General features: G+C 44.3%; 13 protein-coding genes. 10 read left to right on the top strand and 3 right to left on the bottom strand.

All coding sequences use genetic code 11. The features are described from left to right. Positions 1–3: 3 nt before the first annotated feature. The 8 genes from ACNURT_RS08565 to ACNURT_RS08530 all read left to right on the top strand — a co-directional run bounded on the left by ACNURT_RS08565 (position 4) and on the right by ACNURT_RS08530 (position 7650). A complete protein-coding gene (locus ACNURT_RS08565) occupies positions 4–675 on the top strand; it encodes a hypothetical protein (protein ID WP_419701376.1) in 672 nt (223 codons plus the stop codon). 213 nt (positions 676–888) lie between these two features. Then, positions 889–2865, top strand: a complete 1977-nt coding sequence (gene rpsA, locus ACNURT_RS08560) for a 30S ribosomal protein S1 (protein WP_370998670.1) — start codon at positions 889–891, stop codon at positions 2863–2865. A gap of 228 nt (positions 2866–3093) precedes the next feature. Next, positions 3094–3486: an ACT domain-containing protein gene (locus tag ACNURT_RS08555; RefSeq protein WP_419701375.1), complete on the top strand. Its 393-nt coding sequence runs from the start codon at positions 3094–3096 to the stop codon at positions 3484–3486. Positions 3487–3686: 200 nt separating this feature from the next. Continuing rightward, the gene (gene pyrR, locus ACNURT_RS08550) at positions 3687–4235 is read left to right on the top strand and encodes a bifunctional pyr operon transcriptional regulator/uracil phosphoribosyltransferase PyrR (RefSeq protein WP_419701374.1); all 549 of its coding nucleotides are present in this window, start codon (positions 3687–3689) and stop codon (positions 4233–4235) included. A 63-nt stretch (positions 4236–4298) separates the two neighbouring features. Beyond that, entirely contained in the window at positions 4299–4670 is a 372-nt protein-coding gene (locus ACNURT_RS08545; protein ID WP_419701373.1) for a four helix bundle protein, read from the top strand. A gap of 90 nt (positions 4671–4760) precedes the next feature. Next, positions 4761–5687, top strand: a complete 927-nt coding sequence (locus ACNURT_RS08540) for an aspartate carbamoyltransferase catalytic subunit (protein WP_090467170.1) — start codon at positions 4761–4763, stop codon at positions 5685–5687. A gap of 104 nt (positions 5688–5791) precedes the next feature. Further along, positions 5792–6223 (top strand): hypothetical protein, encoded by a 432-nt coding sequence (locus ACNURT_RS08535; protein WP_419701372.1) that lies wholly within the window; start codon positions 5792–5794, stop codon positions 6221–6223. Positions 6224–6261: 38 nt separating this feature from the next. Beyond that, a complete protein-coding gene (locus ACNURT_RS08530) occupies positions 6262–7650 on the top strand; it encodes a serine hydrolase domain-containing protein (protein ID WP_419701371.1) in 1389 nt (462 codons plus the stop codon). 1016 nt (positions 7651–8666) lie between these two features. Here the strand turns inward: ACNURT_RS08530 and ACNURT_RS08525 are convergent. The 3 genes from ACNURT_RS08525 to ACNURT_RS08515 are packed head-to-tail and all read right to left on the bottom strand — an operon-like array spanning position 8667 to position 14448. Beyond that, positions 8667–9788, bottom strand: a complete 1122-nt coding sequence (locus ACNURT_RS08525) for an efflux RND transporter periplasmic adaptor subunit (RefSeq protein WP_370998674.1) — start codon at positions 9786–9788, stop codon at positions 8667–8669. Next, positions 9775–13026: an efflux RND transporter permease subunit gene (locus ACNURT_RS08520; protein ID WP_419701370.1), complete on the bottom strand. Its 3252-nt coding sequence runs from the start codon at positions 13024–13026 to the stop codon at positions 9775–9777. Before ACNURT_RS08520 ends, ACNURT_RS08525 begins: the two co-directional genes overlap by 14 nt. Before the next feature lie 21 nt (positions 13027–13047). Continuing rightward, positions 13048–14448 carry a TolC family protein gene (locus ACNURT_RS08515; protein ID WP_419701369.1) on the bottom strand — a complete coding sequence of 467 codons (1401 nt, stop codon included), beginning with the start codon at positions 14446–14448 and terminating at the stop codon, positions 13048–13050. An 89-nt stretch (positions 14449–14537) separates the two neighbouring features. Here ACNURT_RS08515 and ACNURT_RS08510 point away from each other — a divergent pair, with 89 nt between their 5' ends. Together ACNURT_RS08510 and ACNURT_RS08505 are read left to right on the top strand one after the other, a co-directional pair. Continuing rightward, a complete protein-coding gene (locus ACNURT_RS08510) occupies positions 14538–15482 on the top strand; it encodes a LysR family transcriptional regulator (RefSeq protein WP_419701368.1) in 945 nt (314 codons plus the stop codon). Between the two features lie 292 nt (positions 15483–15774). Then, on the top strand, positions 15775–16953 hold the full coding sequence (locus ACNURT_RS08505; RefSeq protein WP_419701367.1) for a glycosyl hydrolase family 8: 1179 nt from the start codon (positions 15775–15777) through the stop codon (positions 16951–16953). The last annotated feature ends 84 nt before the right edge of the window (positions 16954–17037 follow it).

The raw sequence follows: 17037 nt of genomic DNA, 5'->3' as shown, positions 1-17037 counted from the left end.
CCTATGAATTTTTTATCGCATTATTACTTTGATCGTGATATAAACAACTGTTACCATATATTAGGTATCGTTTTACCCGATCTTTTAAAAAATGCCGATAAAAACATCATTCTTCATCCAGAAAAACTGCACCATACCGATAAAAACATCAATTCCATCATTGCAGGCTGGAATAAACACCTCGCGGTCGACCGTTATTTTCACTCCTCCGATTTTTTCACCATCCATTCGCACCGGTTAAAAAAACTATTATTGCCTGCCATTGAAGGTTCGCCGGTAAAGCCGTTTTTCCTGGGGCATGTAGCGTTAGAACTGATCATTGATAACTTGCTGCTCACCACCGGCAAAATACAGGTTGATGATTTTTATGCACACCTGGCTGGCTGTAAAACATCGGTGATCGACGAGTTTTTAACCTTTTCTGGATTACCGGACAGCACTGTTTTCTTAAATTTTTTTGACGATTTTAAAAGCAGTCAGTACCTGCATACCTACGCCGAAACACACCAGATAGCCTACGCCTTAAAACGCATTTGCATGCGCATATGGCAAAACCCATTTACCCCGGAGCATGAGGCTCAAATGAACGAGGTATTGAACGATTACCGCGACTATCTGCTCCCCGATTTCATGTCGATATTTGAAGAGATAGCCAATAAACTCATAGCTATTTAACAGCTGGGTTATTATTTGATCTATCGTTAAAACCCATCTACCCAAGTCTTTTTCAGAGTTCAAATGGTAAAAACCCCATGACAAAGGCCCTGTTTATATCAAAAAGGCTTAAATATCAGCAATTAACATTTAAAAATTCTTTTATTTAATAAAATTATATACCTACCTTTGCAGTCCCAATTAACAAATTGGGAAAAGGAGAAAAATTATTTAATGGCAAAAAAACAAGAAGCAGAAAAAGAATTAAAAGCGAAAGAAGCTGAACTGGACACAGTTACCGCATCTGGCGAAAAAGAAACCATTGAATCAGAAGCTGATTCAATATCTATCGAAGAGATCAAATCAAAAATTGCAGCTACTCCAAGTGCGGATTTCGACTGGGATGCAGATGACAAAAAATTTGGTAACTATACCGATAGCGACCGTGAGAAATTCGAGAAAATGTATGATGGAACTTTCAGCTCTATCACCAAAGGCGAAATCATCACCGGTACTGTTGTTAATGTTAACAACAAAGATGTGGTATTGAACGTAGGGTTTAAATCAGACGGTTTAGTTTCAGTATCAGAATTCCGTGATACACCTGATCTGAAGATCGGTGACAAAGTTGACGTATTTGTAGAGTCACAGGAAGATGCTAACGGTCAGTTAGTACTTTCACGTAAACGTGCAAAAACTCAAAAATCATGGGAGCGCATTAATTCAGCCCTTGACAATGATGAGATCATCACTGGTTTTGTGAAGAGCAGAACTAAAGGTGGTTTAATTGTTGACATCATGGGTGTTGAAGCCTTCTTACCTGGCTCACAAATCGATATCAAACCTATCCGTGATTACGATGTGTACGTAGGTAAAACAATGGAATTCAAAGTTGTTAAGATCAACCATGAGTTTAAAAACGTAGTGGTATCACACAAAGTGCTGATCGAAGACGATTTGGAAAACCAAAAAACAGAAATTGTTGCACGCCTTGAAAAAGGACAGGTATTGGAAGGTACCGTTAAAAACATTACCGACTTTGGTGTATTTATTGACCTTGGTGGTGTTGACGGCTTACTGCACATTACTGATATATCTTGGGGCCGTATCGAGCATCCACGCGAAATTCTGGCATTGGATCAAAAAATCAACGTTGTTGTGCTTGACTTTGATGACGAGAAAAAACGTATTGCTCTGGGCTTAAAACAATTAACTCCTCACCCTTGGCAAAGCCTTTCTGAAGATATTCAGGTTGGTTCAAAGGTTAAAGGTAAAATTGTTACCGTCGCTGATTACGGCGCATTCCTTGAAATCATCCCTGGTGTTGAAGGTTTGATCCACGTATCAGAAATGTCATGGTCACAAAACCTGCGCAACCCTCAGGAATTCCTGAAAGTTGGTGATGAGATCGAAGCACAAGTGTTAACACTTGACCGCGAAGAACGCAAAATGTCATTAGGTGTTAAGCAATTAACTCCTGATCCATGGCAAAATGCTGGCGAAAAATACGCTATCGGCACTCAGCACATCGCTACAGTTAAAAACATGACCAACTTTGGTGTGTTTGTTGAACTGGAAGATGGCATCGACGGCTTAATCCACATCTCTGATCTTTCTTGGTCTAAAAAAGTAAATCACCCTAACGAATTCACTAAAGTTGGTGAGAAATTAGACGTGGTTGTTTTAGAACTTGATATCGAGAACCGTAAATTAAGCTTAGGTCACAAACAGCTGGAAGAAAACCCTTGGGATACTTTCGAAACTGTATTTACCATTGATTCAATTCATGAAGGTACTGTATTGAAAGTAACAGACAAAGGTGCTATCGTAGCTTTACCTTACGGTGTTGAAGGCTTCGCGCCAACCAAACACCTGGTTAAAGAAGATGGTAAATCAGTAAAAGCTGAAGAAACCGCTGAATTCAAGATCATTGAATTTAACAAAGAGAACAAACGTATCGTTATTTCACACTCACGTATCTGGGAAGAAGCTCGCGCTGACGCTCGTGTACAGGAATTTGAAAACCGCAAAAAAGAAGCAAAATCTGCAAGTAACGCGGTGAAAAAAGTGAAAGAATCAGTTGAAAAATCAACCTTAGGCGATCTTAGCGTATTAGCTCAGTTAAAAGAGCAAATGGAAGGTGCTGAAAACAAAGCCCGCAAGGCTGCACCAGCCGCTAAAAAAGCTGAAGGATCTGAAGAAGAAGCATAAGCTTTAACTGAAACATATTCTCACAAAGCCCTTCCGTTTATTCGGAAGGGCTTTTTTGTTGCCTCTTTAAAACAGGTTGTTATGCTGAGCATCGTCGAAGTATGGTGGGCCGGCCTTTACGCTCTACCCTTCGACGGAGCTCAGGGTGACACCCTTTTGGGGACTGCAGTTATCCCCATAGATCATTAATCTCCAAAGCAAGCATTCTTTAATTTTTATATTTACACCATGACCGGCGAAACCAACCTCACTACCTTACTCAAAAACATGACACCCGTATTAAACGAAGGCGATTATGTTTATTGTACTGTATCATCCCTCCAATCCATCGATCCTGATGATATTTTAGGTCTTTTTAAAGAAGCGGAAGGGTTTACCGTTATTCTTAAAAAAGAGATCGCCGATCAGCTTCAACTGGAGTATAGTTATATTGCCGCCTGGATCACACTTACTATACATTCCTCATTAGCGGCTACTGGGTTAACCGCTGCATTTGCTACAGCGCTGGCACACGAAGGGGTCAGCTGTAATGTGGTTGCCGCCTATTATCATGATCATATTTTTGTGGCGAAAGCGGATGCAGACAGGGCCATGGACGCGCTTAAAAAGTTATCAATTTAAACATGATGAGTCATGCTGAACTTGTTTCAGCATCTAATTTGCAAGGTTTATAAAAGTATATTGGCTGCTTTTCTGATGAGATTCCGAAATAAATTCGGGACGACTACTGCTTTACTTACCATACTTCCATTAACCGCTTTTAAAACTCATCACCGAAAACTCAAAACTATTTACTATTTTTGCCCAAATCCACCCATACGATGCAAAATCTTACACTGCTCGACGGACAAAAGTTTCAGATCACCATACAACGTTTATGTCGCCAGTTGATTGAAAATCACGATGATTTTTCAGGATCGGTGTTGATTGGTATTCAGCCCCGAGGCATATATCTGGCCAAACGTGTAGCCGAGGAACTCAGAAAAATATTATCCGGCAAAACCATTTTACAGGGCGATCTGGACATTACCTTTTACCGCGACGATTTTCGCAGGCGCGAATCGCAGCTGGTACCGAATCAAACCAAGATAGATTTTATTATTGAAGGCAAAAAAGTGATCATGATGGATGATGTGCTCTGGACCGGCAGAACCATTCGTGCCGCTATGGATGCTATGCAGGCTTTTGGCAGGCCGGAGAAGGTAGAATTACTGGCCCTGGTTGATCGCCGTTATTCGCGCCATATACCGGTATCGGCAGATTATGTAGGTATAGAAGTGGATTCCATCGCATCGCAAAAAGTAGTAGTAAGCTGGAAAGATACCGACGGCGAAGATAAAATTGTGCTGGTATCGGAAGCAGCGGAATAAGGGTTTGATAATATCGAACACTGAATGTTGAATGTCGAATATTGAAGTTTAAATAAGGAGTGGATGAACAACAGCAAGTATGATTTAGAGGAAAGGCTCATTGATTTTGCTGTTACTATTGCTGATATTATTGAAGCTTTACCTAATACACGACTTGGTAATTACATTGCCGGACAATTAGTACGATCAGGATGCTCACCTGCCTTGAATTATGGTGAAGCTCAATCTGCTGAATCAAGGAACGATTTCATTCATAAAATGAAAATCATATTGAAAGAATTACGAGAGTCAATGGTTTCCCTCAAAATTATTAAAAGGCGGGATATACATAACTTGGATAATACTGAAGCAGCAATAAACGAATGCAATCAGCTGATAGCAATTTTTGTAAAAAGTATAGAAACAGCTAAGAAGAACAATTTAAAACCACAATAACGAAACAAAGAGATATCGAATAGTAAAGCACTTCTTACTTACTTCATTATTCGACATTCAAAATTCAGTGTTCGATATTATTAAAAAATCATGGCAGGACTAAGCACAAGGCATTTATTAGGCATAAAAGATTTGAACCGGGCAGATATTGAACTGATATTTGAAACTGCCGATACTTTTAAATCGGTTTTGAACCGGCCGATCAAGAAAGTGCCTTCGTTGCGTGATGTAACTATTGCCAATATATTCTTTGAAAACTCCACCCGTACACGTCTGTCGTTTGAACTGGCCGAAAAACGCCTTTCGGCGGATGTGGTGAACTTTGCGGCATCATCCTCATCGGTAAGCAAAGGCGAAACACTGATAGATACGGTGAACAACATCCTGGCCATGAAGGTGGATATGGTGGTGATGCGCCATCCCTATGCAGGCGCGGGCATCTTCCTGTCAAAACATGTAAAGGCCCAGATTGTGAATGCCGGAGACGGTGCACATGAGCACCCAACGCAAGCCCTGCTGGATGCTTTCTCTATCCGTGAAAAATATGGCGATGTGGCCGGTAAAAAAGTGGTGATCGTGGGTGATATACTGCATTCGCGGGTAGCGCTTTCCAACATACTTTGTCTCAAACAACTGGGCGCCGAAGTAATGGTTTGCGGCCCTACTACGCTGATCCCGAAATACATCGGCTCCTTAGGTGTAAAAGTTGAGCATAACCTCATTAAAGCCCTTAACTGGTGCGATGTAGCCAATATGCTGCGCATACAGCTGGAACGCCAGGACATTAAATATTTCCCTTCCCTACGGGAGTATACCATGCTCTTCGGTCTCAATAAAACCATTCTGGATTCCCTGGATAAAGAGATCACCGTAATGCACCCCGGGCCTATCAACCGCGGTGTGGAGATCACCAGCGATGTGGCCGACAGCAAACAATCCATCATCCTTGACCAGGTAGAAAATGGCGTGGCTGTACGTATGGCGGTGCTGTACTTGCTGGCGGGGCAAACACCTTAACTTTGTTTATCATGGACAGGGCTATCAAGTTTATAAAAGGCAATCTACTTTCCATACTTGTAAGCTGTGGTGTGATTGCATTTCTGTTAAATGTATTTTTTTCCATGAGTATAGAAATAACCAGGAGTATTGGTACACTTCTTTTTCTTGCAGCTCTTACAGAACGAAGAAAAACCTGGACGATTAAGCAATATCAGTTAAAAAACAAAGGCCTTACCGAAGAAGATATACACAATATCCGTTTTGTAAAAAAATGGCAAGAAATCCGTGAAAAAGGGATCTGGCGCTATTGCATTAATGATGGTGGAATAATTCTTGGGGCATATTTGTGGTTAATTATCAGTATACTGCTTATTGCCACATCGATAATTAAACTTCAAACCCTGGTTGATGATCCGGGTAACATGTTCGGTTTTATTGGCTATAATTATATAGCAGGAGCTATTATCGGCGTTATAATAAACAGAGTTTTATGGCCGTATAACCAGCGTAAGTTTATACGTTTAACCGATCCTCTCCTGATAAATCATTCATGAAGTTTAATCATTTTCTTTTCACCGGTGCCATTCTTATTATGGCATTTTCATCAGTCCGGGCCCAAAGCCGCCAGCAGGTAAAAACGGATTCGGTGTTCGCATTGGTTCAAAAATATTTTAATGCTCAAAAAGCCGATTCTCTTTATTCCCTTGGCGGCGAATTATTCAAAAGAACCTTAACGCCCGAAGGCTTCCGGTCGGTGGCCACCCAGCAGCTTTTTCCATTGGGCGATATTAAAGGCTCATCGCTGGTTAGTTTCGTGAATAACAAAGTAAGTACCTATAAACTGATATTTGGGGCAGTTACTTTACAACTGCAAATGAGTCTTGATCAGGACAATAAATTGGATCTTTTCCTGTTTCAACCATTTACCCAGGTAACCGCTGATAAATTGAGTCAGGTTGCCTCAACCAATAAGCTATTAACCTCCATGGACAAAGTGATCGAATCTGCTGTACGCCCCTACATCCAAAAAGCCAATACCGTAGGCTTAAGTGTAGGCGTTTTAAAAGATGGTAAAATAAGCACTTACAACTATGGCGAAACTACCAAAGGCAACAAGCAACTACCTACACTCCATACCATTTATGAAATAGGTTCTATCACTAAAACGTTTACTGCCACATTACTGGCTTATTATGTAAACGAGGGTAAAGTAAAACTGAGCGATCCCGTTACCAAATATCTGCCGGATTCTGTCGCCAAAAACCCTGAATTAAAGCTGATCACGCTTCAGTCATTAAGCAATCATACCTCGGGTTTGGCCCGTATCCCCGACAACCTGGAGGCCAGCGCCACGTATGAGCTTAATCCCTATAAAGATTATACCAAACAACAGCTGTTTGCCTACCTGAAGACCTGTAAGCTTAACAACCCAACAGGCGAAAGATATGATTATTCCAATTTAGGCGTTGGGCTGCTTGGTACCATCCTGTCAAAAGTAAGCGGTAAAACATTTGAGCAAATGGTACTCGAGATCATCTGCCGTCCTTTGGTAATGTCGAGTACTACCCAGCAACTAAGTCCGGCAAGGCTAAACAACTTTGCAACAGTTTATAACGCTACCGGCAACGAAACCCCCGCCTGGGATTTTGACGTTTTAGCCCCTTGCGGAGCCCTACGTTCCTCTGTAAATGATCTGTTGGTATATGCAAAGGCCAATATGGCTCCGGCTCCTGACAAGCTCGGAAAAGCCTTTGAGCTAACCCACCAGATCACCTTCAGCAAAGATGCCAAAATGGGCCTGGCCTGGCATATTATTGTTATTGATGGCGTGGAATATTACTTTCATAACGGGGGCACCTATGGCAGCAGCAGTTTCCTGGCTTTTAACGCTCAAAAAGGCCTGGCGGTAGTGATATTATCCAACGCGGCCGAAAATACAGATGCCATTGGTGTTAAAATGCTGCAAGCCTTGCAGAAATAAGATTAGGTTAAATACTTTATGTCTAACTTGTTTTAAAGGGGTGTTATGCCCGTCGAAGCATGGTAGGCGGGCCTCTGCGCTCGGCCCTTCGACAAGCTCAGGGTGACACATCGCTTTTAAACATTTCGTCCCCTCAGGGTCTCCTGAAAGGGACCCTGAGGCTGCTTACATCCCGTATGTACATGACAGGATCAAACCTCAGGGTCCTCTGCGAGAGACCCTGAGGGGACAAAATTTGAGGGGACAAAATTTCTCCTCGCCCACTCCCATTGCGCCTTTAGCGCAAGTCTTGTGCGACTGTTAGCGCATTGAAGACTTGTGCTTGTTTAAATGTCACAAGTCAGCCATTGCTCACAAACCCACAACACAAGACTTGCGCCAAAAAACGGTTAAATACTTTATGTCTAACTTGTTTCAAAGGGGTGTTATGCCCGTCAAAGCATGGTGGGCGGGCCTCTGCGCTTGTCCTTCGACAAGCTCAGGCTGACACCCTCGCTTTTAAACATCACTCCCGCGAGATTAGCGCAGCGTATCTCGTGGGTGGCATGGTTAAAGCTTTCAGCTTTTGTTCAGCTAAAAGCTGAAGCCATGGGAACCACGGGCTGGAAGCCCGCGGCAGCAAAAACAAAAAAATTCTCCTCGCCCACTCCCATTGCGCCTTTAGCGCAAGTCTTGTGCGGCTGTTAGCGCGTTGAAGACTTGTGCTTGTTTAAATGTCACAAGTCAGCCATTGCTCACAAACCCACAACACAAGACTTGCGCCAAAAAACGATGTCATTTCGAACGAACAAGGGCGGGATCAAGCTTTGGGGTGAGGAGAAATCTTTTGCGCCATATATTACAGATGGCGGGCAAAGATTTCTCCTCGCTCCGCTCTTTTTGCCACTGCTGTTCGTTCGAAATGGCATCGTTCAGACTATAGCTTAAAAAAACATCCCACCTTGCTATAGCAAAGCGGGATGCAAACAAAAGTAATCAGTCAACTGAATTAACTCAATCTTTATCCTATCAACTAATTATTTATCTTTTACTGTTGATCCGTTCCTGATCTCGTCCGAAGCTACTTTCACCAGTTTATCATCAGGCTTAATGTCTCCGTAAACTTCCATCATATCGCCCGATGTTAAGCCTTTTTTAGCATCAACCCATATGGCTTTATGGTTTACCACCTTAATTACAAACACCTTTTCGGTTGAAGTGTAAACAGCGGTTTTGGGCACTACATAAGCGCTATCGCCTCCTGGCAGTGGTACATTTACTTCGGCAAACATGTGGGGCAAAAGCTTTTTATCTTTATTGTAAACATCCATTTCCAAACGCTCAGATCTTAGTTTTTCATCCAAAGCGCCGGCTAAACGTTTCACCTGCGCGGTAAATTTCTGGTTAGGTAATGCTTTCACTGTAAAATCCACTTCGCTTTTATTACTTAATGAGCCGGTAGAGCTTTCTGGTATCGATACTACCAAACGCAGTCTTTTCTGATCCTGCAAGGTGAACAGCGGATCGGCGCTTTTACCGCCTGGACCTACATAAGCACCCAGGTTTACATTACGACTGGTAATTACCCCATCAAACGGAGCGCGTATTTCCAAATAAGCCAGGTTAGCGGCAACTTCTTTATAGGAAGATTTTGCAGCTTCAACATTAGCCAGATCAGAATTCTTTTTGGCTTCGGCCTGCTCCAGGTCATTTTGTGATACGGTGCCGGGAGTTTTGCTGGTGCTCAGCAATCTGTCGTAAGTAGCTTTGCTGGCATAATAGATGGCCTCCTGCTGTTTTATTCTGGATTGCGCCCCTGCCAATTGGGAGTTGATTTCCGGTGCTTCTAAAACAACCAGTAACTGTCCCTGGTGAACTTCGGAACCGATATCAACCAATAGTTTTTTCACATAACTGTTCACCTTGGCATACAGGTCAACCTGTTGATAAGGGATAAGTTCGCCGGGAATAGTAACCGAGCCGCTTAATTTTCCTTTTTTTACCGCAACCAGATCAACCGACGGTGTTTCTACCGCTTCCTGCTGTTGCTCTTCGGCGCTTTCTTTTTCTTTTTCCTCTGAATGGCAAGCACTCAGGAAACTTATGGCTACCGCTAATACGGCAAGCATAATAGTGGATCTATTTTTAAGCTTTTTCATGATGATGCAAAGGGACATAAAATTTACTTTCTTTATCTTCTGGGTCTAATGATACGGATTGTGTGCTGGCATTGCCTTGTACCCAGGCAAAAACCAATGGTAATATTAACAGGGCTGCAAATGTTGAAGCAATAAGCCCGCCAATAACCGCGCGGCCAAGTGGCGATGTTTGGTCGCCACCTTCACCCAGGCCTGATGCCATCGGGATCATACCTACAACCATCGCTAAACTGGTCATTAATATGGGGCGCAAACGCAAGGCTACAGCTTCACGGGCAGCTTTTAACGCGTCGCCGTTATGTTTACGTAACTCTTCGGCGTTGGTAATCAGCAATACCGCGTTGGATATGGATACACCTACCGACATGATCATACCCATGTAGGATTGCAGGTTAAGCGTTGCCCCGGTTATTTTCACTAAAAACAACGATCCGAACAATACCGCCGGCACCGTTGATAATACCACAAACGACATTTTGAACGACTGGAAGTTGGCTGCCAGCATCAGGAATATTACGATAATAGCTACTATCAAACCCGACTGCAAACTGTCCAGTGTATCGGTTAGTGTTTGACTCAGGCCGCGCATTTCTATCGTTAATCCATGCGGTAACTTACCAATGGATTCAATAGCTTTCTGCACGTCATGTGTAGCCGTACCCAGATCCTTTTTGTTGATGTTCGCCGTTACCGATAAGGTGGGTATAGCGCCGATGTTATCATTTTCGCCATTGGTTACGCCGGTTTTTACATCGGCCACATCGCCCAATGTTGGGCGTGCCTGATTAGCTAATACCGGGATCTCCTTTACATCGTTCAGGCTGGCCATTTGGTATTCGGGCACCTGCACCTGTACCAGGTAGCTTAAACCGGCACGTTCATCTATCCAGTTATTTTTTTCGGTAAACCTTGATGATGAAGTGGAGGCGATCAACGAGCGGGAAATATCGTTTAAACCCACACCCAGTTGTGCGGCACGTTGCCTGTCGATAGTAATATCTAAGGACGGATAATTGAATGACTGGCCTATTTGTGCGTCGCGTAAATATTTGATCTGTTTTAATTTATCCAGCACCTTAAAAGCATACTCCTGGTTTTGTTTTTTGTTTTTGCCGGTTAATGCGATCTCAATCGGTGTAGGCGATCCCTGGCTCAGGATCTTATCGGTCAATTCTATCGGCTCAAATGAGATCCGGATGCCGGGCATTTTTTGAGCGATGGAATCCCTGAATTTTTCTTTCAGATCGTCCAGGTTCACTTTATAATCTTCTGTTAAGCTCACCTGCATCACCGCTTCCTGCGGACCAGCCATGAACATATATATTGGGTTGGTAGAGAACGACGAAGGGTGCGTGCCTACCATGGTTGAGGTAATAGCAATGTGGTTTTTACCCACAATGTTACCTAATATACGCTGTGCTTTTACCACCTCTATTTCGGTACGTTCCAAACGGGTACCATCCGGTGCACGTAAACGAACCTGAAAAGTTCCGGAGTTTACTTTCGGCAATACGTCGCGGCCAATAATGTTCAGGAGTATAAAAGCTAAACCGCAGGCAACAATTACATAAACCGTTACCAGGATCTTCCGATTGGGCAGCATCCTGTCCATCAGGCGCATAAAGCTATCCCTGAACCTGTCAAAACGGGTTACTTCCGCACCGGTATGCTCCAGAGCTCTTTTCATGGCTTTTTCTTTTTGCTCCCATGGTTCGCCTTCATCCTCCAAAGCAAAACCGTCGGCATGGCTGTGGTCTTCGTGTTTGTTCACCATGATCCAGTTGGCCATAATAGGTACAAAGGTTTGCGCCAGGAAGTAAGATACGATCATGGAGAAACCAATGGCCAGCGCCAGCGGCAGGAACAACGCTCCCGGGATACCCTTCATGGTAAAAGCTGGTGCAAATACTGCCAGGATACAAAAAAGGATCAGCAATTTAGGGAAAGCGATCTCCTTACAGGCATCCCATATAGCCAGGGCTTTGGGTTTACCCATATCAAAATGCTGGTGTATATTCTCAATCGTCACTGTCGACTCATCCACCAGGATACCAATAGCCAGCGACAAACCGCTCAGCGTCATGATATTGATCGTCTGCCCAAAAAGCGAAAGGAAAAATATTGCCGATATAATACAGGTTGGAATAGTTAATATTACAATGAGCGCCCCGCGTTTATCACCCAGGAACAGCAATACCATTAAGCCGGTGAGTACCGCGCCTATGGCACCCTCTTCTGCCAAGCTCTTCACCGCGTTAATTACATAAACCGATTGGTCAAACACGAACGACAATTTCACGTCATCCGGAACGAGAGCCTGGAAACGGGGAAGCGCCTTTTTTAAATTCTGAACCACATCCCAGGTCGAAGCCGTGGCCGATTTGGTGATAGGCAGATAAACCGAACGTTTGCCGTTAATGAGCGCGTAACCATTGGTGATATCCGCGCCGTCTTCCACGGTAGCTACATCATGTAAAAAAACGGTTTGTACACCATTTTTGTATAATGGGATATTACCAAAATCGGGGATCTTTTTAATGGTAGTGTTTGATGGTGCCAGGTAGTTATAGTCGCCTATACGCACGTTACCTGCGGGAGTGTTCTGGTTGTTTTCGCGCAAAGCAGCCACGATCTGGTCGGGCGTTAAGTTGTGCGAACGTAACAGTCCTGGATCAACCTTGATCACCACGGTACGCTGATTACCGCCAAAAGGGGCAGGCGCTACCAGTCCGGGAACCGATGTAAATGCCGACCTGATGTAAACCAACGCGAAATCAAGCAATTCGTTGTTCGATCGGGTGGGACTACTGAGTACCAGCTGACCAACGGGTAACGTGGAGGCATCAAACCTCAAAATAAACGGAGGCTGCGAGCCCTGCGGGAATGCCGACTGGGCTCTGTTGGTGAACGCCGTGACCTCCGCCGCGGCCTGTGCCATATTAGTACCTTCGTAAAAAGTAACTTTTATCAGTGTTAAACCCTGTACGTTTTTGGTTTCGATAGTTTTAACACCCGAAACAAAAAGCAGCAGGTTCACATACTGCTTACCAAAATAAGCCTCCATTTGGTCGGGGGTAAAACCTCCGTAAGGGTGGGATATATAGATAACCGGCAGGTTCAAATCAGGAAAGATATCTATCTTGATGGTACGTACCGCATTGATCCCGAAAAAAAACAGTCCGGCAACTATAACCAATATGGTAATTGGTTTTTGTAGCGCCCCTTTGATCATTCCCATTATAAATGTGTATTACTGTTATTAAAAATTATTAATGAATATGCCAAAATCGCCGGTTGCAGCCGATTTAAACAGCAGCGCCTGCCATACATTGTTTAAGGCAATGTAGCGGTCAACCTCGGCACGGTTCAGGGTATAAAGGGCCTGAGTAAAATCTACAATATTGGCCAGTCCATTTTTATACAAGGTATATTTCTGCTTATAAGCATCGCTCGCGGCAGAAACCTCAACCGGTACCTCGCGGTAGTTTTTTAACGAGTTACCGATACGGGTTTGAGCCAATGCCAGCTGTGCTGTCAGTTGCTGCTCCACCAGGTCATAATCATTTTTAAACTGTTCCGAAGTATACTTTTGCGATTGTACCTGGTAATGCACCCTGAACGGGCTGGTAATGTTCCAAACCATAGCCACACCAAACAGGTAATTGTACCGCGTTGGGTTGGCACCGGCGCCGTAACTGCTGTTAATGCTGTTAGGGTTGGTGGTGTAGTCATAGTTAAAGCCCGAGCCCCTGCCCTGGTACACACCAAACAAGGTAAATGTAGGGTAGCTGAAGGTTTTTAAATATTTGGCCTGTTCGTCGCTTACGCCGATGCGATTTTGCAGATAGCGTAATTGCGGGTGATCTGCCAGTTGTACCGAGCTCGCGGCATCAAGCGTTGCAGGCAGCTTGGTAACAAAGGCGCTATCCAGCAAAAAATCCTGCGCAGGGATGCCTAAATATACAGAAAGCTGATTACTCTGATCCTGAACAGTTTGCTGCGTATTGGTCAGCGAAATTTTCGCGTTGGATACTTCCGCGTTGGCCAAAGCCGAGTCGACTCCCGGGTTCAGACCGTTCTTTACACGGGCAACTACCACCTTTTGCAGCTCCATAGCCCGGTTCAGGTTATCCTGCTGGGCTTTTGCCAGTTGCTGGGCTGCCAGTAAATTCAGATACGTGCTGGCCACGCGAACTTCGTGCTGAAATTGCTCCTGTGTCAGGTCGGTCTCTTCACGGTTAACGATGTTCTTTTGTACTTTGATGCGCTCATGTGATTTGCCAAAGCTGAAAAAATCCCAGCTTACGTTACTTAGATACAAGGAACCGAATGCCGCGTTCCAGTTTTGTTTGGCCTGGGCCGGGCCGGATGAGGCCACAGATAAACCGCGGTAACCATACAAAGGCCCGTTTTGACCGTTGGCCGTTCCGTAATCCTGTTGTGCCGAGATGCTTACATCTGGTAAATATTCTGTGCGTGTTTCTTTTAGAAATGCCTTAGCAGCGTTTAACTGGTTAGCTTTGGATTTGATGGTACCGTAGTTAGCGAGTGCCATTTGTTCAGCATCTTTAATATTTAAAACTTTTTGCTGAGCCTGAGCCTGGAAGACAAATAAAACACCTAAAAACAGAAGTAATTGTTTTGAAGGTAGCTTATACATAACGTGTATTTTATACACGGCAAAGGTAGGCCTATAGGATGTATGAAAAAAATGAATTAATTTTGTCATAATCATTAGTAAAATTCATAATGAATATAGCACTCCACCACTTCCGCTTAGTTGATACCATATCAAAAGAGGGTACTTTAACTAAAGCGGCCGAAACGCTGCACCTCACACAATCGGCGCTGAGCCACCAGTTAAAGGAGCTGGAAAAAGAGCTGGATATTGAAGTTTTTCATCGCGAAGGCAAAAAATTACATTTGTCTGAAATTGGCTACCGTTTTTTGCGCAGTTCTGAAAAGATCATTGCCGAAATACGTTCGATGGAAGAGGATATCCGCAACTATAAAAATGGCAAAACCGGCAAGCTTAATATCAGCATGCAGTGTTATACGGCCTACCATTGGCTGCCTGGTGTTATTAAGGATTTTAAAAGCCAATGGCCCGATATCCATATCAATATCGTATCAGACGCTACCCGCCGCCCGCTGGAATATTTAATGCGTGGTGACTTGGATCTGGGCATCGTACGTACCCAAATGGTGAACACCAAAATAACCTATGAACCCATTTTTGAGGACCGCCTGAATGCCATTTTACCGGCAGATCATCCCCTTGCTAAAAAGGACGTGATCAATATCTGCGATTTTCAGGATCAGGACCTGATCCTGGCCCTTTACGATCCCAGTTACCAGGATACCCCGTTGATTGAAACACTGATCCAGGAACAGCATGTAAAACCCAAAACGCTCAACCGCATCCACTACACCGATGCCACCATCGAAATGGTAAACGCCGGTTTAGGCATCAGTGTAATGGCCGATTGGATTGTGAAACCTTACCTGGCCAACAGAAATGTAGTAGCTAAACCCCTTCACCACAGCGTAGCCAAAAGAACCTGGTATGCCGCAACCTGCAAGGATAACCCGGTGATACAGAACTTCCTGACTTGCTTAAAAGTGTATTTTGCCGAGAACCAAATGTGCATGGAAGACGAACATTTTGAAGAATTACTGGAACAGGTGGTTTAATACAACACGCAGACGACTCACCCCGTCTGCGCTTCGCTGGACGACCCTCTCTCCCGCTTCGCGGCATAGAGGGTGTAAAACTGGTCTGCTCTTATTTTTTTCTATTTTCCAACACCCTCTTTCCGCCGCAGGCGAAGAGAGGGTGACCGAGTGCAGCGATGGTCGGGTGAGTCGACCCACCATGTTTCCCCTCTCTCCCGCTTCGCGGCATAGCGGGTTGGGAATTTGTCTGTTTTTCCTTTTTTCTACGATCATTCTCAAATCCCCTCTTTCCGCAGCAGGCGAAGAGAGAGTGACCGAGCGCAGCGATGGTCGGGTGAGTCGACCCTTCCCCCAGCATTATTCCTACACCAAAGGAACCATCAGGCCTAACCACCTGTCCCGGCAGCAACTGGACAAACAGGTGGAAGTATTTTATAACCAATGGAAAAAGCGCTATGTAAAACCCGGCTGTACCCCTGGTCAGTATTACATCTGGTTTGAAAGAAAGGGTAAGGAATGTGTATCTGAAGGCCAGGGTTATGGTATGATCATCACGGTACTGATGGCCGGTTACGACAAAACCGCTCAGAATACATTCAATGGTCTTTACCACTATTACAAAGCTCATCCCGCCAAAACATCGCCTTACATCATGGCCTGGGCGCAGGTAAAAGGCTGCAAGGATCTGGACCGCAGCACCGCCACCGACGGCGATATGGACATTGCTTATTCCCTGCTGCTGGCCGCCAGGCAATGGGGCAATACCGGAATAATCAATTACCTGCACGAAGCCCAGCGCATCATAGCGGCCATCATGCAGCATGAGATCAACCAGAAAACCTATTCTGTTTTGCTGAGCGATGCCATTGAATACGATAGTGCCGATTACTTTGACATGCGCTCATCCGACTTTATGCCGAGCCATTTTAAAGCCTTTGAGGCCACTTTGCATACTGGCAAATGGAAATCAGTAACCGACAATACTTATCGCCTCTTTGCGGCTATGCAAGCCCAATACAGTCCCGATGCAGGCCTGGTGCCCGACTTTATCCGCAGCATCAATAAAACCCCTCACCCAGCACAGCGCAATTACCTCGAATCACCGTATGATGGCTCTTATAATTACAATGCCTGCCGTGTACCCTGGCGCGTAGCCAGTGACTATCTTCTTTACGGCGATAAAAGGGCCAAGACTTTCGCCGATAAAATAAACCACTGGATCCGCGCAACCACCCAAGGCAATCCCGATAATATTTCGGCGGGATACACGCTGGCTGGTAATGATATTAAAGGGCGCTATTTTGAAGCGCTGAGCTTTATAGCGCCCTTTGCCGTATCTGCCACGGTTGATAAAAGCAACCAACAATGGCTCAATAAACTGTGGGATTATCTGGTGTCCTTTAAATTGAAGGACTACGACTATTATGATAACAGTATTAAAATGCTGAACATGATCATCGTATCGGGCAATTATTGGAAAGCATCCTGATTTTGGATATCGGATGTTTGATTTCGGATTTAACGCGTCGGTTTGGCTATTACTCTTTGGAGAGGGTTGGGTGAGGCCTCTGCT

It is taken from the genome of Mucilaginibacter sp. NFX135 (assembly GCF_048565145.1).
Classification (GTDB): Bacteria; Bacteroidota; Bacteroidia; order Sphingobacteriales; family Sphingobacteriaceae; genus Mucilaginibacter.
The sequence above is the reverse complement of the archived record's forward strand: the minus strand, read 5'-3'. Positions and strand labels throughout refer to the sequence as shown.